We start from the raw sequence: 22,184 nt of genomic DNA, 5'->3' as shown, positions 1-22,184 counted from the left end.
AAATTGGCCAGTTGCAAGGTAGGCCAATATTTGCAGGGCAAAAAAGGCTTTGCAAATATTGGCCTTTTTTGATGCCCTGCAGAGGTGATAAATACAAATTAAGGAGGTATTTGTATTGTTTGCTGAAATTTATGAGGCAAACCTCCACAAGACTCAGGACTTAGCGTCGAAGCTCTTCACAAGAAAAACATTTTTTATACTCATAGAGAAATTTTTCAAAGAATACTGTGAGACAAATCCATTTTTGACAGCCTTCTTTTATAAATATTTTTGGGACGGAAGCTACATTGACCTGTGGGCCTTGCCACTTGTTTTGTTGGATGTATTTCGACTTAACACCAAAACCCTTAACTTTTATATAAGGAAAGATAAAAATTTTCTCAAAGACTTGAAAATTGTTGTGCAATGTTTGGAGTATTATGTTGTGGAATTTTTCAAAGAAAATGGAGAGTATTTCAGGCAAACCAAAGAAGTAATTGAAAACTACAGATATCTTCTAAAACTTTTGATTGAGAAGATTGAGTTTATTGAGAGTAACTGAAAAATTCTTCTTGATAGGAGGTATATATTGCGATGATCAAGCTTTTAAATTTGAAGGCAAAGGATGAAGTGTATGAAATTTTAAGCAGCTGCAAAGGAATAATTATGCCAGAAAAGAGACTTGATTTTATAGATTTATCCCTTGGTGGAAAAGATAACATGGTGTTTGAGGTGAAATATGAGGTAGAAGGTAAAGGCGAAATGGTTGAGGCGATAGTTACAAGATGTAAAAATGGTATTGTTGTGAATTATCCTGATGTGTACATGAGAAGAAGAGACCCAGATAGCTTAATTATTGGTGATGATGGTGAAACTGATAAGCAGAGATACAAAGATATTTATGGAGATAATTTTGAAGCCGTAAGAAAAGAAACATTTGAGTGGTTAAAAAAGCAAGAATTAATAGTGTATGGCTTCTATGCAGGAGGAAAGGAATATGGTTATCCTGCTTTGGTTATAGCTCCGCTGAATGCTGCATTTTTTGGATTTGCGCTTGCTGATATCCAGGGGTTTATTCCTAAAAGCGAATTTGAAAAGATTGATGTTTTTGAACCAAAAGCAGTGATATATGTAGCTCCACCTTTTAGACATACACATTTTAACGGAAAACAAGTGGTTGTGCACAATAGGTTAAATGGCGTCCATGAAATATTTTCATATAACTTGTACCCAGGACCAAGTGCTAAAAAGGGAGTATATGGTGTGCTTTTGAACATCGGTGAAATGGAAGGCTGGGTTGCAGCTCATGCTTCAACAGTCAGGATTGTTACACCATATGACAACGTGATAACAATCATGCACGAGGGAGCAAGTGGTGGCGGAAAGAGTGAAATGTGCCAGCAGATGCATAGAGAAAAAGACAATAGAGTCTTGCTTGGAGAAAATATTTTAACCAAAGAAAAAATTTACCTTGAGATAAAAGAATCTTGCGAGATACATCCAGTTACAGACGATATTGCACTTGTTCATCCCAGCCTTCAAAAGGGTTCAAAAATGGTTGTAAAAGACGCAGAACAAGGTTGGTTTGTAAGACTTGATAATATTCCGCATTATGGTACTGACCCACAGCTTGAAAGGCTTTGCATTCACCCACCCGAGCCGTTAATATTCTTAAATTTAGAGGGTGTGCCTGGTTCAACCTGTCTTATATGGGAACACACAATGGATGAGCCAGGAAAGCCTTGCCCTAATCCAAGAGTTATTTTGCCTCGCAGGTTTATTCCAAACATTGTAGATGAACCTGTTGAGGTTGACATACGAAGCTTTGGAGTGAGAACACCACCTTGCACTAAACAAAAGCCGACTTATGGTATTGTAGGGATGTTTCACCTTTTACCACCTGCATTGGCATGGCTGTGGAGGCTTGTCAGCCCTCGCGGCCATGCAAATCCAAGCATAACACAGGCAGAAGCGCTGAGTTCTGAAGGTGTTGGTTCTTACTGGCCATTTGCAACAGGACTTATGGTAAAGCAAGCGAATCTTTTGCTTGAACAGATTTTGCAGTTTACAAAGACCCAGTATATTCTCATTCCAAATCAGCACATAGGTGCATACAAGGTTGGCTTTATGCCACAATGGATAACAAGAGAGTATTTAGCAAAAAGAGGAAATGTAAAATTAAGACCTGACCAGCTAAAGCCTGCAAAGCTGCCGCTTTTGGGATGGGCACTTGAATATATGAAAGTTGAAGGAACTTATATACCAAAGTTTTTACTCCAGGTTGACCTTCAGCAAGAGGTTGGAGAAGAAGGCTATATGGAAGGTGCAAAGATTTTGACAGAATTTTTTAAGAAAGAGATTATAAAATTCAAAACATTGGATTTACATCCCCTTGGAAGAAAAATTATAGAATGCTGCTTGGATGATGGAAGCCTTGATGACTACGTATCTTTGATAAAATAGACAAAACAATGCCTCCCTGCAAAGAATATTTTTGTGGGGAGGTCATTTATTGTTTTTTGAAGAGTTTGTGGTAAACTATATTTGGAAAGGAGAGATGAAAAGAGATATGCATCACAGCACTTTTGGTTTTCCCATAAAAAAAATTGGAATTATTGGTGGCGGACAGCTGGGAAAGATGCTTGCACAAAAGGCAAAACAGATGGGCTTTTATGTCATCTCTTTAGATCCCAGCCCTGAGTGTCCTGCAGCTTCGGTTTCTGATGAGCTGATTGTAAGTGATTTTTACAACCCTGAAAAGTTAAAAGAGCTAGTTAGAAAAAGCGATATCACCACTTATGAAATAGAACATATCAACACAGCAGTGTTAAAAGACCTTTATGATAAAGGATACCACATTTACCCATCGCCTTATTGTTTGGAGATTATTCAAGACAAATTCAAACAAAAACAAATGTTCAAAAATGCTAACCTTCCCGTACCAAGATTTGAAAAAGTAACTCATTTAAATGCATCTTTTTTTGAAAAATTTGGTTTTCCATGTGTCCAGAAAGCTTCAAAAGGCGGGTATGATGGAAGAGGTGTTGTTGTAATAAAGAGCAAGGAAGATTTAAATAAGGTACTTGAGACAGAATCTTTTGTAGAGGAGTTAGTCGACATAAAAAAAGAATTGGCGGTGATGGTGGCGAGAAACAAAAGAGGAGATGTGAAAAGCTATCCTGTTGTTGAGATGGTTTTTGAGCAGTCAGCAAACATTCTTGATTTTTTAGTTGCACCGGCAAGGATTGACGAAAAGATAGCACAAAGAGCAAGAGAAATAGCAATCAAAGTGGTTGAAGCACTGGATGGTGTTGGTGTGTTTGGAGTTGAACTTTTTTTGACAAAAGATGACGAAATTTTGATAAATGAAGTTGCTCCAAGACCACATAACTCTGGCCACTATACAATAGAAGCATGTGTTACAAGTCAGTTTGAACAGCACTTGAGAGCAATCTGTGACTTGCCGCTTGGTAGTACAAAGCAACTATCACCGGCTGTCATGATAAACCTCTTGGGCGAAAAAGGTTATAAAGGAAGGCCAAAGATAGAGGGCTTGGTAGAAAGTTTGTCTGTAGAAGGAGTTTCGTTTCATTTTTATGGTAAGAAGATGACAGCACCTTTTAGGAAAATGGGACATGTAACAATAGTTGATGACAACTTGGAAGTAGCAATTGAAAAAGCAAAGAGAGTTAAAGAAGTGCTCAAAATTAAAGCGGAGGTGTAAATTAAATGAAAAAACCACTTGTTGGGATTATTATGGGGAGCGATTCTGACCTTCCTGTTATGAAAGAGGCAGCAAAAGTTTTAGAAGATTTTGGGATAGAGTATGAGATAACAATTGTTTCTGCTCACAGGACTCCTGAGAGGATGTTCAAGTATGCAAAAGAGGCAGAAGTACGGGGGATAGAAGTAATTATTGCTGGGGCTGGCGGTGCTGCACACCTTCCTGGCATGGTTGCTTCGATTTCATCTTTGCCGGTTATTGGCGTTCCAGTAAAAACTTCTTCTTTAAATGGTCTGGATTCTCTTTTGTCAATTGTGCAGATGCCAGCGGGAGTGCCTGTTGCAACTGTAGCAATTAATAATGCTAAAAATGCCGGAATTTTAGCAGCTCAAATCCTGAGTATAAAGTATCCCAATATCAGACAAAAGGTGGTTGAATATAAGGAAAAAATGAGAGTAGAAGTAGAAGAAAAAGCCAATGACTTAGAAAGCGTTGGGTATGAAGAATATCTTAAAAGGAGGCAAGGTGGGTGATGAAAAATCATCCTGAAAATTTTGTAGCCAACAAAAGGCGTTATATTTACATATTATTGGGGCTTATTATTAATTTATGCCTTGGTTCTGTGTACTCATGGAGTGTGTTTAGAAAACCGCTGGAACAACTATTTAAACTGAGTGCAACTGAAAGTAGTTTGCCATACATGTTTTTTCTTGTATTTTATGCTATTTTGATGCCGGTTGCGGGAAGGGTTTTAGATAAGTTTGGACCTCGGATGGTATCTATAGTTGGAGGAATTTTAGTTGGTATCGGTTGGATTTTGGCAGGTTTTTCTAATGGTTTGATAAATCTGATTCTGGGATATGGAATTATTGCTGGAACTGGCGTGGGAATTGCGTATGGGGTGCCAATTGCAGTTTCTGCGAAATGGTTTGAAGACAAAAGAGGATTTGCGGTAGGATTAACTGTCTTAGGATTTGGCATGTCACCTCTTATTACAGCACCTATTGCAAGAAAACTTATAGAGATGTATGGTCCTCTTTTAACATTTAGAATATTAGGAGTAGTTTTTCTGATTGTTATTATTTTGTTATCAATCCCATTAAAGTTTCCATTTAGAGAAGTGAAAACTGATAAAGGATTTAAGACCAAAAAAGATAAACTTTCTTATTCTCCTTCTGAGATGGTAAAAACAAAAACCTTCTGGGCTCTTTGGTTTTGCTTTGTTATAGGGACACTGAGTGGACTGATGGCGATTGGAATATCCAGTCCTGTTGGGCAGGAAATAATGAAATTATCAGCTGAAGCTGCTGCTGTGTCAGTTTCTATCTTTGCTATTTTTAATGGAATTGGACGTCCATTTTTTGGATGGCTTACTGATAAAATTACACCAAGATTTGCGGCAATAATTAATTTTTCTTTAATGTTCTTAGCGTCGTTGGGTATGCTTTTTGCAAAAGAGGGAATGACTCTTTTGTTTATGATAACTTTTAGTTTGTTGTGGCTTTGCTTAGGTGGATGGCTCTCAATTGCTCCGACTGCAACTGCACAGTTTTTTGGAACACTTCATTATAGTAAAAATTATGGTATTCTATTTACCGGCTATGGAGCGGGGGCTATTTTAGGAAACTTAATATCTGGAAAGATTAGAGATATTTTTGAAAGTTATGTGTTTAACTTCTATATAACAGCTATTCTCTCTATTGTTGGTATTTTGATTGCTCTTTTTTACTTAAAACCACTCAAAAATCAAAAAATAATTAATTTTAAGATAAAAGTTTGAAAAAAAATGCACCCCGAGTGTGGGGGCTATTTTTTTATATCACAAAAATCTTTGATTTGGGAACAAATTTACTCAAATTTGGAATGAAGAGGTCCATCATCTCTTTTTTTAATTCATAAGAATAAGTAAAAACACCATTTTCTTCTTCATAGGGAAATAGAGTAATTTCATTTACGAATACCCTTTTCATTCTCTTGAGATAATCCTTTGGAATTCTGAATACACCAATGGAAATATCTAAAATTTTAGAAAGTTCTACTTCTTCAAAGACCCGATTCAAAAATTTTAAATATATCTCTTTCCAATTTTCGGTAAACAGAAGAGGGTCAAAACAAAGTCTTACTTTCCACCTATTTTCTATAGCCTTTTTGATTGCATCAAGTCTTGCAGACAAACTGGGAGTTTTATGTTCAAACTTTTCTATAATTTCTTGGGGTGATAAGGTCCATGCTAAAATTACGTTCTCGGAGGGTTTTAGACTTTGCAGAACTTCATAATCTGCAGTCTTTGTCCGGATTTCAATTGTCAAATCTTTTCTTGAAGTTGCATATTCAATAAACATGCTAAAAAAGGGTACAATTTTTTCTAATGCCATAATGTCAGTGTCATAAGACACTGATAGGTACAGGGGATGTCTTTTTAAAACTGAATCAATCTCTTCAAAATAGTCTTCTATATTAACAAATATTACTATATTAGCAGAAGAGTACATTCCTTTCAAGAAACAATAGTCACAGCTGAAGATGCAATTAAAAATGAGACTGGTATAATAAAAATGATTGTATCCAAAATCATGGCACAGGGGAGGACCAGGATATAAAAATTCACCCTTCTTTTTAGCAAGTATTAGTTTTTTACTAATCTCTTGAAGTTTATAATTTTGTCTTGGTCTTGAGAAAACTTCTTTGTAGTTATCTATTTCTACTAAAACAGAGTTAGGAAATTTATCTAAAATTATTTTTGTAATCGGATGGAAAATAATCTCTCTTTCAATGTATATATGAGAAAAATGTTTAGCTAATAAAGAGTTTTTTAAGTTTTTCAAAGTATTGCTTGCCCTCCTTTTTTGAGTTTACATTTATATTGAAAAACTCCGAGATATCTTCTGGTAGATTTTCATGTCTTATAATATAACTCTTTAACAATTTCTCAAGTTGATATGTCATGGAAGTAGTAAGACGCAGACTACTTTTAAGCTTTTCAATCACTTCTCTTAGTTTTTCCTCTTCAATCATGTTGGTGCAAAATTCAAGATTCAGATCAACAAGGGTATTTATAAAATTTTCTATAAAAGGTATGCTTTGTTTTACAAGATTTGTAACTTCTTGTGGTTCTATCTTCTCATATTCCAAAAAATCATAAACGATTTTAATACAGTGGACATTGTGAGGGGCTAAAAAGCTTAAGGCTGCTTCAAAAAATCCTGCTCCCTCCATATCAACTATATCCCCTTCAATCTCACCAGTAAAGGTATCTTTCTTAACAGGAAATAAAAAAGTTTCAAGAGAGACTTCTTTCATCTGGTGAGTTATCAGAATATCAGGGTAAAATGTCCTTTTTGAGTGATGATTTATTATCTTGTTGCACAGCAGGACATCGCCTTTTGATAGATCTTTTTTCTTTGCACCACAAATTCCTACATTCAGGGCTATACATTTATCACTTGTTCCAAACTTTGTCAAAGCAAATGTGGTTGCTATTGCAGCTTGTAAAATTCCCTCTCCGCTCACTATAAGAAGAATTTCATCGCCAGAAAAAATTTGAAATTTTGATGGTTCGTATAATTTCTTGAGTCCGAAGTAGTCTATCAAAGCCTTTGCTTCAGGATAAAAGGCAGTGATGAGGTATATCATTAAAGGTTCGCTCCCCTATTGCTGTTGAAGTTCGAAGAATTTAAAAGTTATTTTAAATAATACAATACCACAAAGAAAAAAATATTTGAATACAAGGTTAAAGAAGATTTTTGATCTTCAATTCGGAATTTGGAGTTAAATAAAGGAAATGAGAGCTTAAAGCTGCTATTTTAAGCATATTAGAAGTAATTAGGGATAGCATAACTGGACAATATAGGAATATAGTATTAAGATAATTCTTAAGAATAATATTTCGAGGTTTCATTATATGGTAATAAGTAAAAAAGACAAAGAAAGAGTATTAGAAGCTATTAGAAAAGGTGCAATAGATGCAGCGGATTTAAGCTTTCCTAATTTGATAGATGCAATAATTCTTAAAATGAAACGAGAAGGGATAATAGAGCTATTAGAGCATGCGTTTTTGGACAAACGATCAGCAAATAAGAATATACCTTTTCACATATTGCTGACATTAGCCATTACAGCGAAGATGAAGCTAAAGACCAGTTTGACAGATGTACCCTTTGCTATAAGCAATGCGGAGACATTATCAGAAATTGGCTGGAACATATGGGACAATAAGAGAGGGTTGAAAGAAGGGCTGATGGACGAAGGTACCCTTCGTAACATAGTAAAGAAATACACGGTGGAAGAGTTAATACAAGGATATAATACATATGTTCAAGAGTATGTATTTCCGAAGAAGGAGATAGTACCTGATATTCATATTCTTGATTGTACTGAGCTTGAAGTATTACTGGAGAATAGCAATTATGAAGGTTCAGAAGTGGTAAGAGATAAAGATGGAATGCGTAGAGGATATAAGATGTCTACACTACGAGGTATTACAGGTGATAATGGTATACTGGAAGAAATCAAAATAGGTAGTATTAACGTACATGACCTTGAATTAAGCCGAGAGATGGTACTAAAAAGCAAAATGTTAAAATTTGGGGACATTTTAATTAATGACCGTGGATTTATTTCGAGGGAGCTTATGAACCAGTTAAAACAAAAGAGAGGAGTGGATACGTACATTCCTTTGAAAAGCAATATGGAGGCATATGAGCAGGCAGTAATGATAGCAAAAGAAGAAAACAAGTGGGAAGCTCACCCGAACAAAAAAAGGAAGAGGCAGGAGATTGCTTTTGTAGAATCACTGGGTAGTTATTGGAGGAGTGCCAAGCCTGAAGATGACGTACAGATAAATGGGTGTGTAGTACATGACACAAAGACGGATGAATATTTTGTAATTGTGACTACAGATCTTGGGAAGACAGCAAAACAAATAATCAAGACATATGAATTAAGGCCTGAGATTGAGGAAGATTACCGACAGATCAAGGATTTTTGGAAGATTGAAGATTTTAAGAGCACGAAGTACAATTTTATAGCATTTCATATTGTGATGGTACTGATAGGATATTTGTTCTTCCAGCTATACAGAGATATGGAAGAAGGGAAGAGATGTGAGGGAAAAAGTTTGCCTGTAGCAGCAAAGAAGTATGTGGAAGAGGGGCCAAAATCGGTTATTGTATATGCTGGACAGTACTTTGGTATCTTTGGATTTCTGGAGTTTATTCAGTTGTATGCGTCATGCAACGCAGAAGTGAAGCAGCGCTTAGATTCGATTCTGGGTAAAGTATAACATGAAAAAGGAGTTGTTGTTCAAATTCCGAATTGCAGGTTTTTGATATTGACATTTTCAAAGTATATATGGTATCCTTATAGAGGTGAAAAAGAAGTAGAAGTCTATCGCTTCTCACCTTTCCGAGAAATGACTCGGAGGGTCAATAGTGCTTTTTGAGCCATTTAATATGGCTCAAAAAGAGTTAAGAGAGTGGATAGGCTATGCTTCTATCCACTTTTTGTTTAAATTAGGAATTAGGGTTATTTATTTCCAGGAGGTGTTTTAATATAAATAATAAAGATTTGCTCATTAATGAGCAGATAAGAGACAAAGAGGTAAGAGTTATTGATGAGAACGGTGTTCAACTTGGAATTATGAGCATAAAAGAGGCACTGAGGATTGCTGAGGAGAAAAAGCTTGATTTAGTTAAGATTGCTCCTCATGCTAATCCGCCTGTGTGCAAGATAATGGATTATGGCAAGTATAAGTTTGAACTTGCCAAAAAAGAGAAAGAGGCAAAGAAAAATCAAAAGGTTATTAACGTAAAAGAAATCAGGCTTACAACTACAATTGAAGAACATGACTTTAACGTAAAAGTAAAAAATGCAATTAGGTTTTTACAGGATGGAGACAAAGTAAAGGTATCTATTCGCTTTAGGGGTCGTGAAGTCTTGCATCCTGAAATAGGTGAAGAGATTATAAACAAGTTCATAGAAAAGATAAAAGAGTACGGAATTGTTGAGAAAAAGCCAAAATTGGATGGTAAGAACCTTACAGCGGTCATTGCGCCAAAACAGCAATAAAAATTTTTGATGGGGAGGAGTTTTTTGATGCCGAAGCTAAAAACACATAGAGGACTTGCAAAAAGAATCAAAATGAGCGGAAGTGGAAAATATTTGAGAAAGAGAGCTGGCAAAAGTCATCTTTTAAGTGGAAAAACAAGAAAAAGAAAGAGAAATTTAAAGAAGACTGTAGTTGTCGATGCTACTAACGTAAAAGCAGTTAAGAAACTTTTGCCGTATCTATAAAAACAACAATTTTAAACAGGAGGTAGAACAATAAATGAGAATAAAAAATGGTGTTTGGGCAAGAAAGAGACATAAAAAATGGCTAAAACTTGCAAAGGGTTATTTTGGTGCAAAGAGCAAGATTTTTAAACAAGCACATGTAGCTGTAATGAGATCTTTAAGATATGCATATATTGGTAGAAAACTAAAAAAGAGAGATTTTAGAAGGCTGTGGATAACAAGAATTAATGCGGCAGCAAGACAAAATGGTCTTTCGTACAGCAAGTTTATGAATGGTCTTAAAAAAGCAGGCATTAATCTTAATAGGAAAGTCTTGGCGGATATGGCTGTAAATGATCAAAAAGCATTTGCTGAGCTGGTTGAGATTGCTAAAAAACAAATAAATGCTCAGTAATATATTTACATCTTGATTCTTTTAAGCAAGGGCTATTGGTAAGATGTTCACAAAAAAAGTTGAGTTTATTAGCAGTCGAGAGAACGAATGTATAAAGAGAGTAAAAAAGCTGAATGATAAAAAGTACAGAGAAGAGTTTAGGTCTTTCATAATTGAAGGTTTAAAACTGGTAAAAGAAGCTATTAACTATCAGATTGAATGTATAAACTTGGTGATATTTTCTCAACAAGCGAAAGATAGGTATCAAGAATTTTACTGGGAGTGCAAGCGTCTTTTAGAAGATGGGAAAATAAAAAGAGTTATTGAGGTTCCTGATAAGTTGTTTGAATACATTGCTACAACTTCTACACCGCAAGGTATTTTAGCTGAGTGTAACTTTGTTGACAAAGACATAAATTTTATAAAAAATCTTAAAAGAGTAGTTGTAGCTGATAAGCTACAGGACCCTGGCAATTTAGGGACACTGATTAGATGTGCTGACGCGTTTGGATTTGATGCTGTTGTAACAACAAAGGGGACAGTTGATATCTACAATCCCAAGACAATACGTGCCACAATGGGTTCACTTTTTCATCTACAGATTATGAGAGAGGCTGAAGAGGGAAAATTAATCAAAATCCTAAAAGATAATAGCTTTGCAGTTTATGTGGCAACGCCCTATGGTGATATTGAAATTTCAAAAGTTGTTCCTGACAAAAAATTTTGTGTTGTTATTGGTAATGAGTCTGAAGGGGTTAGCGATTCTTTTGCAAAGGTGGCAGCAAGAAAGATAAAAATTCCTATGGCTGGCAAAGCAGAGTCTCTAAATGCGGCGGTGGCAGCTTCAATTGTGTTGTATGAATTGAGAAAAAGATAGAATTTAAGCCTTCATCCAGAGTTAAAATTGTGGATGAGGGCTTAAAAATTAATTAAAAGGTGGTATAAGAAATGAACGATAAAACTCAGCATTTCTCATTTGAAGAAAGTATGGACAAAAAGGTTAAAGAGATATTGAGTGAGGTTTACAATGCGCTGAAAGAAAAGGGTTACAATCCGATTGCCCAGCTTGTAGGATACTTAATATCAGGTGACCCAACTTATATTACTAATCATAAGAATGCCCGCTCTATAATAAGGAGAATTGAAAGAGATGAAATATTGGAAGAAATTGTTAAGTTTTATATTGATAATAATATTGAGTAGTTTAATTTTCAGTTCAGCTTTTGCATTTAGTTTCTACAAGTTTGAAGGAAAAGAGTTTAGCGATAAATATTTTTATGCTACTGTAAAAGAAGTTATTTCAAGTAGCAAAAAAGGTTGGGCAGTGATTGTAGTTTTAAAAGATGAAGAAAGAAGTCAAAAGATTAAAGAATATCTTGGGAAAAAAGGGACAAATATTAGTAATCTATCACAGATGAAAAAGAAAAAAGAGGGTCTATTTTTTTTATACAGTGGTGATGGTAGGTTAATCTTTGTATTCAATAACTTTTCTGATGAAGGCTTTTTTACTTTCGAATCAGTTCACACTAAAAGAGCTGGACTTGTACTGGACAGTGAATTTATGGATATATTAGAAGGCAGGTTTAATGAGGATACTAAAATATTAGTAACAAATAACTTTTTACAACACTTGTGGAAGTTTTTTTGGATATTGAATTATCAGCTTATGTATCTTAATAGGTATTTAATAGTTCTTTTTGCTGTTATCATTATTTTCTCAATATTAGAAGCAATAGTTTATTTTGGAAATATTAAAATAAACTTATCAAACGCTGCTATACATATATATATTTTAAAATTGCTTCCTACCACTGTGTTGCTTTCGTACCTTTTTATTATCTACTCACCGATAATAGTTCAGTATATTAACCATGTTTTTGTATTTTTATTACTGTTTTTTGCAACCTCGTTAATATTATCATACTTCAGTTTAGAAAAAACTCAAGCTGGACTTGCTTTGGCAGGAATCCTCTCTATTTTGATTCAGGCTATTTTTTATGACAACTATTTAGAGCTTATTTCTACTGCAGGATATCATCCTTCATTTGCAAATAGGTTTTATGGCATAGGCAATGAGTTTTTTGCTTATTTATTGGGCTTTGCATTTGTATTTTCGGTTGCAACTAAAATTCCTTTAAAAAATGTTTATATAATACTCGGAGCCTTAGCTATATTTTTGGCGATTCCATATTATGGTATAAATTTTGGCGGGCTTGTTTCCATCCTTTTAGGTTTTACTTTATTTTCAATTATAAAATCAGAAAATAAAAAAAAGATGATTTTTTTGTTGTTACCAGTTGCAATCTTGATAGTTTTTGCTATCTTCAAGAATAGCTATCTATTTAATGTTTTTTCAAACACTGAGGTTTTACTTGATACAATAAAAAGAAAAATGCTCATGAACCTTTCTTATTTTGTATCCTATCCATTGACAATTTTGCTTGTTAGTTGCTTTGTGATTTTAAGTATCTTAGCTTTGACCAAAAATAAAATTTTGGTTTTGAGCTCACTTGAAAGAGAAAAGATAAAATTGTTTATTATAATCACTATGTTTGCATGGCTTTTGAACGATTCAGGTACAATAATTGCTGGTCTGTTATTAGGATTTTTAAACTTGAGTATATACCTTACAAAGCTGGTGAAAGATTATGCAGTACATTAAACTTGGAAGTACCTCACTTTATGTAAGCAAAATATGTTTCGGTACTCTTACGATCGGACCGCTTCAAAAAAAATTATCAGTTGAAGATGGAGCAAGGCTTTTAGCGTATGCGTATCAAAAGGGTATAAATTTTGTTGATACTGCTGAGCTGTATGAGACTTATGAGTATATAAGAAAGTCAATCCAGATAAGCGGAATACGACCTGTGATATCTACAAAATCATATGCTTATGATAAAAAATCAGCAGAGTTTTCTTTATATAAGGCTTTGAAAGAGCTGGATGTTGATTACATAGACCTATTTATGCTCCATGAACAAGAAGGTGAGCATACTTTCAAAGGACATTATGAAGCAGTTGAGTATTTTTTAAAAGCAAAAGAGAAAGGGTATATAAAACATTTTGGCATTTCTACCCACTATGTAAAGGCGGTAAAAGATGCTATCAAATATCCAGAAATTGAAGTTATCCATCCAATATTTAACTACAAAGGAATCGGAATTGTAGATGGTACAGTTGATGAGATGGCTGAGGCGATAAAACAAGCCTACATACATGGCAAAGGAATTTTTGCTATGAAAATATTTGGTGGGGGCAACCTCCTTTCTAATTTTAGGCAAGCGCTTGAATTTATATTTGACTTTCCTTATCTTCATTCTGTTGCAATTGGTATGCAAAGTATATTTGAGGTTGACTATAATATTAGATGCTTTGAAGAAAAGAAGGTTTACTTGAACAAAGAATTATTAGAGAATGTAAAGACAAAAAAGCTTCATGTTGAAAGCTGGTGTGAAGGCTGTGGAGAGTGTGCCTTGCATTGCCACCAAAATGCATTGTCTGTGAAAGATGGAAAGGTGGTTGTTGATTACTCCAGATGTCTTTGCTGTGGATACTGCAGCAGCTATTGTAAGCTTTTTGCTTTGAAAGTAATCTGAAGCAAATTGGAAAAGTAGAAAGGTGGTTGCAAATTGAGGATTCTATGTCTTGACATAGGTAACAGCAGAGTTGGTGTTGCAATTTCAGACCCACTCAAAATTACTGCTCAGCCGCTTATGACAATTGAGCTGAAAAATAAAGATTTGTTTGATGAGCTTGACAAAATATTTCACACATATAATATAGAAAAAGTTGTGATAGGTTATCCTCTTTCTAAGCTGCATCCTGACCTGAAGGATGAAAAGCTAAAAAAAATTGATGAGATTTCCAGCAGAATTGGAAGTAGATACAATGTAGAGATTGTAAAATGGGATGAGAGATTTTCAACAAAAGCTGTTGAAAGGGTAATGAATGAAGAGCTGAACTGGAAAAAAAGAAGAAGGCAATTGACAAGGTTGCAGCAGTTTATATTCTCCAGGGGTATCTTGACTTTTATAATGGAAGCTAAGAATCTTTTGTGTATGTTGATTTTGGTCTTCTTAAATGGTATATTAATGATAAAAATCTTACCAAGAAAAGCGAGTGATATTATTGAATATAGAAGAGCTTAAAAATGAAATTTACAAGCTCAAGAGAAAAAAGAACGCTTTGATAGTTGCTCACAATTACCAAATTGATGAAGTGCAGGAGATTGCTGATTTTGTGGGCGACTCTTTTTATCTTAGCAAAGTGTGCGCTGAACGTCCTGAAGAAGTTATAGTATTTTGTGGAGTTCACTTTATGGCTGAGAGTGCAAAGATACTTTCGCCACATAAAAAGGTGCTGTTGCCAGAGATAGATGCTGGATGTCCTCTTGCTGATATGGTGACTGCAGAAGATGTTGAAAATTTAAAAAAGAAATATCCTGATTATTCAATTGTGTGTTATATTAACTCTCCTGCTTCTGTCAAAGCAAAATCAGATGTTATCTGTACTTCATCAAATGCTGTGAAAATTGTAAGGGAATTTCCCAATGACAAAATAATTTTTTTGCCAGACAAAAACTTAGGAAGTTTTGTTAAAAAACAGGTGCCTGAAAAAGACATCATTTTATGGGAAGGATTTTGTATTACTCATTACAAGATTAAAAAAGAAGATGTTGAAAAAGCGAAGTCTGCGCATCCAAATGCTTTGGTTTTGGTCCATCCTGAGTGTAGACCAGAAGTGGTTGAGCTTGCTGACTTTGTCGGAAGTACAAAACAGATAATAGATTTTGCTACTGCTTCAAAAGAAAAAGAGTTTATTATCGGAACAGAGATGGGAGTACTGTACAGTTTAAAGAAGCTGAATCCCGACAAGAAGTTTTATATTCTTCATCCAGGGATGATTTGTCCTAATATGAAGAAGAATACCTTGCAATCGGTAAGAGATGCTCTATTGTATGAGAGATACCAGATAGAAGTTGAAGAAGAAATTATGCAAGGTGCGAAAAAAGCACTTGCTAAGATGCTTGAAATGGGTTAATTTGTAAATTGGAGATGGTCAGTTTGACAGAGTTTAAAAGGTTTTGCATTGAATTTGACTCTAATAGTGATGAGGTTTTAAATTTTGATGTAGTGATTATTGGAACAGGTGTTGCAGGGTTATACACTGCAGTCAATCTTGACAAAAGACTAAAAACTGCTCTTGTAACAAAAGAAACCATGCAGGTTAGCAATACCAATTTAGCCCAAGGCGGGATTGCAGCACCGCTTAGTCATGATGACAGTCCTGACATACACTATATGGATACAATAAGAGCAGGCAGTGGTCTTTGTGATTCGCATATGGTAAGAATTTTGGTTGATGAGGCTATTGAAAATATAAATATTCTGCTTAAGATGAATATTCCGTTTGATTTAGATGACGAGGGTGAAATTATTTTAGGTCAGGAAGGAGCACACAGCCGACGAAGGATTATCCATGCAAGTGGAGATGCAACAGGAAGAATTGTGTCTGAGCATTTAGGACATGTAGTAAAGTCGTATAAAAACGTTACAATATTTGAAAATGCTTTTCTGGTTGATATACTCACCGATGAACAGAACAATGCCATAGGAGTTTTGCTAAAGATAAAGAATAAGAAGGTCATTTTATTTTCAAACAACATTGTTCTGGCATCTGGTGGCTATGGATATTTGTACAAATACACAACAAACCCTGAGGTGACAACAGGCGATGGCTGTGCTGCAGCTGTAAGGTGTGGAGCAAAGGTTGTGGATATGGAACTTGTGCAGTTTCATCCCACAGTGCTTTATCATGAAAGAAATAAGAGCTTTTTAATATCCGAGGCAGTAAGAGGCGAAGGCGGTCTTCTTTACAATAGTTTTGGTGAAAGGTTTATGCCTAAGTATCATCCTCTTGCAGAGCTTGCACCAAGAGATATTGTTTCTCGTAGTATATACTTTGAGCTGCAAAGGACAGGTTCTGAAAACGTATTTCTCGACATTACTCATCTTGATGCTAACTTTATAAGAAAGAGATTTCCTAATATATATCAAAAATGTTTGGAACTTGGTATCGATATTACAAAACAGAGAATTCCTGTTGCACCTGCGCAGCATTATAGTATGGGCGGGGTGCTTTCTGACGAGTTTGGCAGAACCACTGTGGAAAACCTTTTTGTATGTGGTGAGGCAGCAGGGACACGTGTTCATGGAGCAAACAGGCTTGCATCAAATTCACTTTTAGAAGGTCTTGTTTTTGGAAGAAGAATAGCTCAATATATCAACAGCAGGTCACAAAAAAATGTGAAACATATAGCAATCTGCCATAGAAGCTTGAGTAAAAAGGATTTTGATTTGAACGTAGCCACCGAGATTGAAGGTTTGAGAAGTAAAATGAGTGAGCATGCAGGGATTGTGCGAACAAAAGAAGGACTTGAAAAGTTGATTGATTACATTGTCTCAAGGTTAGAGATGTTAAATGCAATGAAGCTTGGCTCGCAAAAAGAGATAGAATATTACAATATGCTCATAATAGGATACATTCTGGCAAATGCTGCGCTGATGAGAAAAGAGAGCAGAGGTTCTCATTACAGAAAAGATTTCCCGTATCAAGATGATGTCAACTGGAAAAAGCATTTGGTATACTCAAAGACTTGCGGATGGGAGGAAATCTTTTAAATGCTGAATTTTTTGGTGATTGATAAAATTATTAAGGATGCACTGATAGAGGATATGCCATATGGGGATATTACTACAGATTTATTAATTCCGCAGGAGAGCACATCAAATGCTGTTTTATTGGCTAAAGAGAATGGAATTTTATGTGGGATAGATGTGGCAAAGAGGGTATTTGAGATACTAGATGGCAACATAAAATTTGAAAAGTTAAAAGCTGATGGAGAATTTATAAACAAGGGTGATGTTTTGGCTAAAATAGATGGTAGCACCCGGGCAATCTTGAAGGGCGAAAGGCTTGCTTTAAATTTGTTGCAAAGGATGAGCGGGATTGCAACATTTACAAATATGCTTGCGCAAAAGATAAAAGGGTACAAGGCGACTGTGACTGATACTCGAAAGACCATTCCTCTTTTGAGAATGCTTGATAAATACGCTGTTTTTGTTGGTGGTGGCAAAAATCACAGATACTCCTTATCTGATGCGGTGTTAATTAAAGATAATCATATAAAGGCTGTTGGAAGCATATCAGAGGCTATAAAAAGGGCGAAAGAGAATGTTCCACATACAATGAAGGTTGAAATAGAAGTGCGTAATATGCAGGAGTTTGAAGAGGCATTGTTATCAGGTGCGGATATAATTATGCTTGACCATTTTACGGTGGATGAGATGAGAAAGGCTGTTGAAAAAGCTGGGGGAAGAGTGTTGATAGAAGCATCTGGAAATATAAATATTGATAACATTGAAGAGATTGCAAAAACAGGTATTGACATTATTTCTGTTGGGAGCATTACGCATTCAGTAAAAAGCCTTGATATTAGCCTTGATTTTGTAGATTAAAATTTTTTGGGGGGCAAACTCTTATGAAAAAAAAGACCTTTTGTCCTCTTGACTGTTTTGACAGCTGTGCGATTGTTGCTCAAGTTGAAGATGGGAAAGCAGTAAAGCTTTATGGTGATAAAGACCACCCTATCACTAATGGTTTTTTATGTCCGAAAGGTTATAAATTGCTTGAGAAGGTTTATTCAAAAGAGAGGATAACCACTCCTCTTTTGAGAGTCAAGAATGAATTTCACCAAATTTCATGGAATCAGGCTCTTGACATGATTGCAGAGCAAATAAAAGATATTCTAAAAAGGCACAACTCAAGTTCCATTTTATACTATAGCGGAGATGGGTATGAAGGGTATTTGAGAAATGTTGAAAGGTTATTTTTTGACTATTTGGGTGGTGCAACGTATTCGGAAGGAAGTTTGTGCTGGGGAGCAGGTCTTTTTGCTCAGAAAATGGATTTTGGAAATTCGCTTTGCCATTCGCCGTTTGATATTTTTAATTCTAACTGGATTGTTCTTTGGGGAAGAAACGCTCTGTGGACAAACCTCCACCTTTTTTATTTTGTCCATATGGCCAAAAAACAGGGCAAAAAGGTAGTGGTAATTGACATTTATCCGACTGAAACATTTAAGATTGCTGATATTGGTTTGGTTGTAAATCCTGGATCTGACTCTTATCTTGCCTACGGAGCAATAAAGTATATAATTGAAAACGGGAAGGAAGACAGAGAGTTTATTGAAAAGTATTCTGTTGGTTTTGAAAAAGTAAAGGACATTGCAAATAGATTGACATATGAAGAGATAGAAAGAAATTGCGGTGTAAAGAAAGAGGTTATTGAGACCCTTGCAAATGTTTATGTTCAAAGACCTGTGTCAACTTTTATTGGCTATGGTCCGCAAAGATATACAAATGGAGTAAATACAATAAGAACAATTGACTATCTTGTTGCAATCTCGGGCAATGTTGGCATAAAAGGTGGAGGTTCAAACTTTGCTCACAGGTTCACTAAAAATATAGCTTCCGTTTTCAAAGATGATTTTAGAGCTGTAAATAAGCGCTTTTATAACAGAGCAAAACTTGGTGAATATCTAAAAGACCAGCAAAATCCGCCGATTGAGATGGTTTATATATCTGCCGGAAATCCTGTTTCACAGTGTCCTGACTCAGATTTAGTTTTCAGAGAACTTCAAAAAAGGTTTGTAGTGGTTGTTGACATGTTTTTGACAGCAACAACACAAGCATCAACCATTATACTTCCTGCTGCAAGTTTTCTTGAGAAAGAGGATGTGTTTGTCCCCAATATGTGGCATGATTACATTGGGGTTTCTGAGAAAGTTATTGAAAACATCGGTGAGTCAAAATCAGAGGTTGAGATAATAAACCAGCTTGCAAAAAGACTTGATTTAGATTTTCCTATAAAATCGGAAAAAGAATGGGTAGAATGTGTAAAGACTCATCTTGAAAAAGCTCTAAACATTAAATTTGACAAGCACTTTGTGCGTGCAGCCAAAATGGATGTTCCGTGGGAAGATAAAGTATTTTTAACTAAGAGCAAAAAATTTGAATTTGAAAACGAGAAGATGGGTGTAGCTGTGCCATCTACAGATGAAGAAAGAGTATTAAAAAACCAGCTCAGACTTGTGACTATTCATTCTCAAAAAACGCTACATTCTCAGGAGTTTTTTGAAAGAAGACCAGTTGCTATTTTTAATATCGAAGATGCAAAAAGACTTGGAATTGGAAACGGCGATAAAGTGCTTCTTTACAATGGCTGTGGAGGTTTTGTTGTTGAGGCAGTACTGAGGCGGGATGTAAAAAGAGGGTATATAATAGTTGAAGAGGGCTTTCAAAACCAGAAGATTGAGACAATAAACTCTTGCATCTTTTCCAAAACGGCAGAGATGGACAGTCAAGCAGCATTTAATTCAAATTTTGTATTTGTGAAAAAGGTGACAACATGAAAAATCTATTTATTTTGGCGGGTGGAAAGTCAAAAAGGCTCGGATTTGACAAATTAAATCTTAAGATTGGTAACCAGAGGGTTATACAAATAATAGACAGGAGTATAGGGAGTCTTTTTGACAAAAAGTTTATTGTAGTAAAAAATGGGTATGTAGAATTTGAAGGTTTTGAAGTAATAAAAGATAGAATTGAAATAGATGCACCGGTTGCAGGTGTATTAACAAGTTTGATGGTAAGCAGAACAAACAAGAATTTTATAATAGCATGCGATATGCCGTTTGCCAAGAAAGAACTTGTAGAGTATATGCTTGGGTTTAATGGGTACGATGCAATTGTTCCTTATTACAATGGCTATTTTGAGCCTCTTTTTTGTGTATACAGCAAAGCATTTTTGGAAAAAGCATTGGATTTTATAAACAAGGGTGAATTTTCTCTTTCTGCTATCTTACAAAGCTCAAATATAAAGAAGATTGAAATTAACGAAATATTGAGATTTGACCCTTATCTTGAAAGCTTTAAAAATATAAATACTCAATCTGATTTGGAGGCAGCAAATGAAAGATTTAGAAGAGTTCTTTCAAACCAGGTTTGATTTAGAAAGAACACCAATTGCTTCAGATTTAAGTGTTAAAGAAGTTACTGTAACAATAGAAGATAGAGAGTTCTTTGAATATCTTAAAAGCAAAATAAATGTTGATAGAATAGGTGAAGTGGTGTTTGCAATAAGAGATGGAGAAGAAGTGCTTGTTGTAAGACAAAAAGAATATCCTGATAAAATTTACAGGATACCTTCTGGTGGTATCGGTCTTAACGAGAATGTGGATGAGGCTTTAGAAAGAGAAGTAAAAGAGGAACTTGCGCTGGATATTAAGGATTTTTTGCTGATTGGAGTTATAAAATACAATCTTGTCTGGCTGCAAGAACATTTTGATTTTTATTCATTTGTATTTTTAATTGAAAAATATGAAAAGGATAATCTTGCAAAAACTGATGGTGAGATTTCAGAGGTAATAAAGGTGTCTTTGGATGAATTAAAAAATCTTTGTGATATCTTGAAAGAACAAAAAGGTTTTTGGGGTGATTGGGGCAAGTTTAGGTTCTATTCTACTTCTCTTGTATATGAGTACCTTGTACGAAAGAAAATAAACTAAAAAAGAGGTGTTGTTTAGAGTATGGCGAAAGTGTTTTTGGCAAAAGGAAAAGGACTGAGAGTGGAAAGTGGTCATCCATGGGTTTTCAGGCATGAGGTACAGAAGATAGATGGGGAGTTCGAGGATGGTCAGATTGTTGATGTAGTGAATTTTAAAGGGAAATTTGTAGGGAAAGGTTTTATTAATTCCAAGTCTCAAATACTTGTAAGAATTCTTACACGAAAAAATGAGGAGATTAATATTGACTTTTTTAAAAAAAGAATTCAAGATGCATGGGATTACAGAAAAAGTATAGGCTATACACAAAATTGCCGGCTCATATTTGCTGAGGCTGATTTTTTGCCAGGGCTTATTGTTGACAAGTTTGGGGATGTACTTGTAATGCAGACTTTGTCAAAAGGTGTTGACAGATATAAAGATAAGCTGGTAGAAATATTAGTTGAGGTTGTAAATCCCAAAGCTATATATGAGAGAAACGATGCAAAAGTGAGAGAAATTGAAGGACTGGATTTGAGAAAAGGATTTTTATATGGCAGTTCACCTGTGGAAGTTGAGATAGAGGAAAATGGTATTAAGATGATAGTGGATATAGAAAATGGACAAAAAACAGGATATTTTTTGGACCAGAAAGAGAACAGGGTTGCAATAAGGAATTTTGTAAAGAATAAAGTAGTTTTGGACTGTTTTTGTCACACAGGAGGATTTACAATAAACGCAGCAAAGTTTGGTGCGTCAAAGGTCATAGGTGTTGATATCTCAGATACGGCTATTGAACAGGCAGTAAAAAATGCTAAGTTAAATGGGGTTGAATCAAAATGTGAATTTGTGGTTGCAAATGTTTTTGATTATCTGAATGAACTTGATGACAAAAAAGAAAAATATGATATGATAATACTTGATCCTCCTGCATTTGCAAAAAGCATGCACACTTTGGAAAATGCAAAAAGAGGATATAAAGAAATAAACTTGCGAGCCATGAAGATACTCAAAAAAGGTGGAATTCTTGTGACCTGTTCATGTTCACATTATATGAAACCAGACCTATTTTTTGAGGTTATTAAAGATGCAGCAAAAGATGCAAAAAAAACCTTAAGGCTTATTGAGTACAGAACACAGGCAAAAGACCATCCATATCTTATTAACTATGAAGAGTCTTTGTACCTCAAATGTTTTATTTTTCAGGTTTTATAAGA

At 35.1% G+C, this 22,184-nt stretch carries 22 protein-coding genes and 1 pseudogene; 21 read left to right on the top strand and 2 right to left on the bottom strand.

The window, feature by feature from the left end:
* Positions 1–115: 115 nt before the first annotated feature.
* The 5 genes from COB47_RS06855 to COB47_RS06835 are packed head-to-tail and all read left to right on the top strand — an operon-like array spanning position 116 to position 5,483.
* Positions 116–541: a hypothetical protein gene (locus tag COB47_RS06855; protein WP_013290650.1), complete on the top strand. Its 426-nt coding sequence runs from the start codon at positions 116–118 to the stop codon at positions 539–541.
* 32 nt (positions 542–573) lie between these two features.
* Complete coding sequence (locus COB47_RS06850) at positions 574–2,442, top strand: DUF4914 family protein (protein ID WP_013290649.1); 1,869 nt, start codon at positions 574–576, stop codon at positions 2,440–2,442.
* 49 nt (positions 2,443–2,491) lie between these two features.
* A complete protein-coding gene (locus COB47_RS06845; protein ID WP_013290648.1) occupies positions 2,492–3,703 on the top strand; it encodes a 5-(carboxyamino)imidazole ribonucleotide synthase in 1,212 nt (403 codons plus the stop codon).
* Positions 3,704–3,708: 5 nt separating this feature from the next.
* Positions 3,709–4,236: a 5-(carboxyamino)imidazole ribonucleotide mutase gene (gene purE, locus COB47_RS06840; protein ID WP_013290647.1), complete on the top strand. Its 528-nt coding sequence runs from the start codon at positions 3,709–3,711 to the stop codon at positions 4,234–4,236.
* Positions 4,236–5,483: an L-lactate MFS transporter gene (locus COB47_RS06835; RefSeq protein ID WP_013290646.1), complete on the top strand. Its 1,248-nt coding sequence runs from the start codon at positions 4,236–4,238 to the stop codon at positions 5,481–5,483. The genes purE and COB47_RS06835 overlap by 1 nt, the downstream gene beginning before the upstream one ends.
* A gap of 34 nt (positions 5,484–5,517) precedes the next feature.
* On the opposite strand, the gene COB47_RS06830 is transcribed toward COB47_RS06835, so the two are convergent.
* Both COB47_RS06830 and COB47_RS06825 read right to left on the bottom strand, forming a co-directional pair.
* Positions 5,518–6,528: an SPL family radical SAM protein gene (locus COB47_RS06830; RefSeq protein WP_013290645.1), complete on the bottom strand. Its 1,011-nt coding sequence runs from the start codon at positions 6,526–6,528 to the stop codon at positions 5,518–5,520.
* A complete protein-coding gene (locus tag COB47_RS06825; RefSeq protein WP_013290644.1) occupies positions 6,497–7,336 on the bottom strand; it encodes a 5'-methylthioadenosine/S-adenosylhomocysteine nucleosidase family protein in 840 nt (279 codons plus the stop codon). The genes COB47_RS06830 and COB47_RS06825 overlap by 32 nt, the downstream gene beginning before the upstream one ends.
* 268 nt (positions 7,337–7,604) lie before the next feature.
* On the opposite strand from COB47_RS06825, the gene COB47_RS12305 reads away from it, so the two are divergent.
* The 16 genes and pseudogenes from COB47_RS12305 (at position 7,605) to COB47_RS06745 (ending at position 22,182) form a co-directional block, all read left to right on the top strand.
* Complete coding sequence (locus tag COB47_RS12305; protein ID WP_013290643.1) at positions 7,605–8,984, top strand: transposase; 1,380 nt, start codon at positions 7,605–7,607, stop codon at positions 8,982–8,984.
* A gap of 284 nt (positions 8,985–9,268) precedes the next feature.
* Positions 9,269–9,769, top strand: coding sequence for a translation initiation factor IF-3 (infC, locus tag COB47_RS06815; RefSeq protein WP_013290642.1), 501 nt, complete (start codon positions 9,269–9,271; stop codon positions 9,767–9,769).
* A 27-nt stretch (positions 9,770–9,796) separates the two neighbouring features.
* Positions 9,797–9,994 (top strand): 50S ribosomal protein L35, encoded by a 198-nt coding sequence (gene rpmI / locus COB47_RS06810; RefSeq protein WP_013290641.1) that lies wholly within the window; start codon positions 9,797–9,799, stop codon positions 9,992–9,994.
* 34 nt (positions 9,995–10,028) lie between these two features.
* Complete coding sequence (gene rplT / locus COB47_RS06805; RefSeq protein ID WP_013290640.1) at positions 10,029–10,388, top strand: 50S ribosomal protein L20; 360 nt, start codon at positions 10,029–10,031, stop codon at positions 10,386–10,388.
* 43 nt (positions 10,389–10,431) lie between these two features.
* Positions 10,432–11,244: a TrmH family RNA methyltransferase gene (locus COB47_RS06800; protein WP_013290639.1), complete on the top strand. Its 813-nt coding sequence runs from the start codon at positions 10,432–10,434 to the stop codon at positions 11,242–11,244.
* A gap of 71 nt (positions 11,245–11,315) precedes the next feature.
* Positions 11,316–11,570 carry an IreB family regulatory phosphoprotein gene (locus COB47_RS06795; protein WP_013290638.1) on the top strand — a complete coding sequence of 85 codons (255 nt, stop codon included), beginning with the start codon at positions 11,316–11,318 and terminating at the stop codon, positions 11,568–11,570.
* A complete protein-coding gene (locus COB47_RS06790; protein ID WP_013290637.1) occupies positions 11,518–13,029 on the top strand; it encodes a hypothetical protein in 1,512 nt (503 codons plus the stop codon). Before COB47_RS06795 ends, COB47_RS06790 begins: the two co-directional genes overlap by 53 nt.
* On the top strand, positions 13,016–13,963 hold the full coding sequence (locus tag COB47_RS06785; RefSeq protein WP_013290636.1) for an aldo/keto reductase: 948 nt from the start codon (positions 13,016–13,018) through the stop codon (positions 13,961–13,963). Before COB47_RS06790 ends, COB47_RS06785 begins: the two co-directional genes overlap by 14 nt.
* A 33-nt stretch (positions 13,964–13,996) precedes the next feature.
* Positions 13,997–14,412, top strand: a pseudogene (gene ruvX, locus COB47_RS06780) (Holliday junction resolvase RuvX).
* Positions 14,413–14,495: 83 nt separating this feature from the next.
* Entirely contained in the window at positions 14,496–15,407 is a 912-nt protein-coding gene (nadA, locus tag COB47_RS06775) for a quinolinate synthase NadA (RefSeq protein WP_013290634.1), read from the top strand.
* A 23-nt stretch (positions 15,408–15,430) separates the two neighbouring features.
* On the top strand, positions 15,431–17,047 hold the full coding sequence (gene nadB / locus COB47_RS06770) for an L-aspartate oxidase (protein WP_013290633.1): 1,617 nt from the start codon (positions 15,431–15,433) through the stop codon (positions 17,045–17,047).
* Positions 17,048–17,884: a carboxylating nicotinate-nucleotide diphosphorylase gene (gene nadC / locus COB47_RS06765; protein WP_013290632.1), complete on the top strand. Its 837-nt coding sequence runs from the start codon at positions 17,048–17,050 to the stop codon at positions 17,882–17,884.
* Positions 17,885–17,907: 23 nt separating this feature from the next.
* Positions 17,908–19,839: a molybdopterin-dependent oxidoreductase gene (locus COB47_RS06760; RefSeq protein WP_013290631.1), complete on the top strand. Its 1,932-nt coding sequence runs from the start codon at positions 17,908–17,910 to the stop codon at positions 19,837–19,839.
* On the top strand, positions 19,836–20,432 hold the full coding sequence (locus COB47_RS06755; protein ID WP_013290630.1) for a molybdenum cofactor guanylyltransferase: 597 nt from the start codon (positions 19,836–19,838) through the stop codon (positions 20,430–20,432). The genes COB47_RS06760 and COB47_RS06755 overlap by 4 nt, the downstream gene beginning before the upstream one ends.
* The gene (locus COB47_RS06750; protein WP_013290629.1) at positions 20,395–20,991 is read left to right on the top strand and encodes an NUDIX hydrolase; all 597 of its coding nucleotides are present in this window, start codon (positions 20,395–20,397) and stop codon (positions 20,989–20,991) included. Before COB47_RS06755 ends, COB47_RS06750 begins: the two co-directional genes overlap by 38 nt.
* A 21-nt stretch (positions 20,992–21,012) precedes the next feature.
* On the top strand, positions 21,013–22,182 hold the full coding sequence (locus COB47_RS06745; protein ID WP_013290628.1) for a class I SAM-dependent rRNA methyltransferase: 1,170 nt from the start codon (positions 21,013–21,015) through the stop codon (positions 22,180–22,182).
* The last annotated feature ends 2 nt before the right edge of the window (positions 22,183–22,184 follow it).

Source organism: Caldicellulosiruptor obsidiansis OB47 (assembly GCF_000145215.1).
Taxonomy (GTDB): Bacteria; Bacillota; Thermoanaerobacteria; order Caldicellulosiruptorales; family Caldicellulosiruptoraceae; genus Caldicellulosiruptor; species Caldicellulosiruptor obsidiansis.
The sequence above is the reverse complement of the archived record's forward strand: the minus strand, read 5'-3'. Positions and strand labels throughout refer to the sequence as shown.

What these genes read in the sequence shown, in the direction of transcription:
- COB47_RS06795 (WP_013290638.1), top strand. Translation starts at nt 11,316, where the DNA reads ATGAACGATAAAACTCAGCATTTCTCATTTGAAGAAAGTATGGACAAA.
- COB47_RS06825 (WP_013290644.1), bottom strand. Translation starts at nt 7,336, where the DNA reads ATGATATACCTCATCACTGCCTTTTATCCTGAAGCAAAGGCTTTGATA.
- COB47_RS06750 (WP_013290629.1), top strand. Translation starts at nt 20,395, where the DNA reads ATGAAAGATTTAGAAGAGTTCTTTCAAACCAGGTTTGATTTAGAAAGA.
- COB47_RS06755 (WP_013290630.1), top strand. Translation starts at nt 19,836, where the DNA reads ATGAAAAATCTATTTATTTTGGCGGGTGGAAAGTCAAAAAGGCTCGGA.
- COB47_RS06760 (WP_013290631.1), top strand. Translation starts at nt 17,908, where the DNA reads ATGAAAAAAAAGACCTTTTGTCCTCTTGACTGTTTTGACAGCTGTGCG.
- rplT (WP_013290640.1), top strand. Translation starts at nt 10,029, where the DNA reads ATGAGAATAAAAAATGGTGTTTGGGCAAGAAAGAGACATAAAAAATGG.
- COB47_RS06835 (WP_013290646.1), top strand. Translation starts at nt 4,236, where the DNA reads ATGAAAAATCATCCTGAAAATTTTGTAGCCAACAAAAGGCGTTATATT.
- COB47_RS06850 (WP_013290649.1), top strand. Translation starts at nt 574, where the DNA reads ATGATCAAGCTTTTAAATTTGAAGGCAAAGGATGAAGTGTATGAAATT.
- COB47_RS06785 (WP_013290636.1), top strand. Translation starts at nt 13,016, where the DNA reads ATGCAGTACATTAAACTTGGAAGTACCTCACTTTATGTAAGCAAAATA.
- COB47_RS06800 (WP_013290639.1), top strand. Translation starts at nt 10,432, where the DNA reads ATGTTCACAAAAAAAGTTGAGTTTATTAGCAGTCGAGAGAACGAATGT.
- COB47_RS06745 (WP_013290628.1), top strand. Translation starts at nt 21,013, where the DNA reads ATGGCGAAAGTGTTTTTGGCAAAAGGAAAAGGACTGAGAGTGGAAAGT.
- purE (WP_013290647.1), top strand. Translation starts at nt 3,709, where the DNA reads ATGAAAAAACCACTTGTTGGGATTATTATGGGGAGCGATTCTGACCTT.
- COB47_RS12305 (WP_013290643.1), top strand. Translation starts at nt 7,605, where the DNA reads ATGGTAATAAGTAAAAAAGACAAAGAAAGAGTATTAGAAGCTATTAGA.
- rpmI (WP_013290641.1), top strand. Translation starts at nt 9,797, where the DNA reads ATGCCGAAGCTAAAAACACATAGAGGACTTGCAAAAAGAATCAAAATG.
- COB47_RS06790 (WP_013290637.1), top strand. Translation starts at nt 11,518, where the DNA reads ATGAAATATTGGAAGAAATTGTTAAGTTTTATATTGATAATAATATTG.
- nadC (WP_013290632.1), top strand. Translation starts at nt 17,048, where the DNA reads ATGCTGAATTTTTTGGTGATTGATAAAATTATTAAGGATGCACTGATA.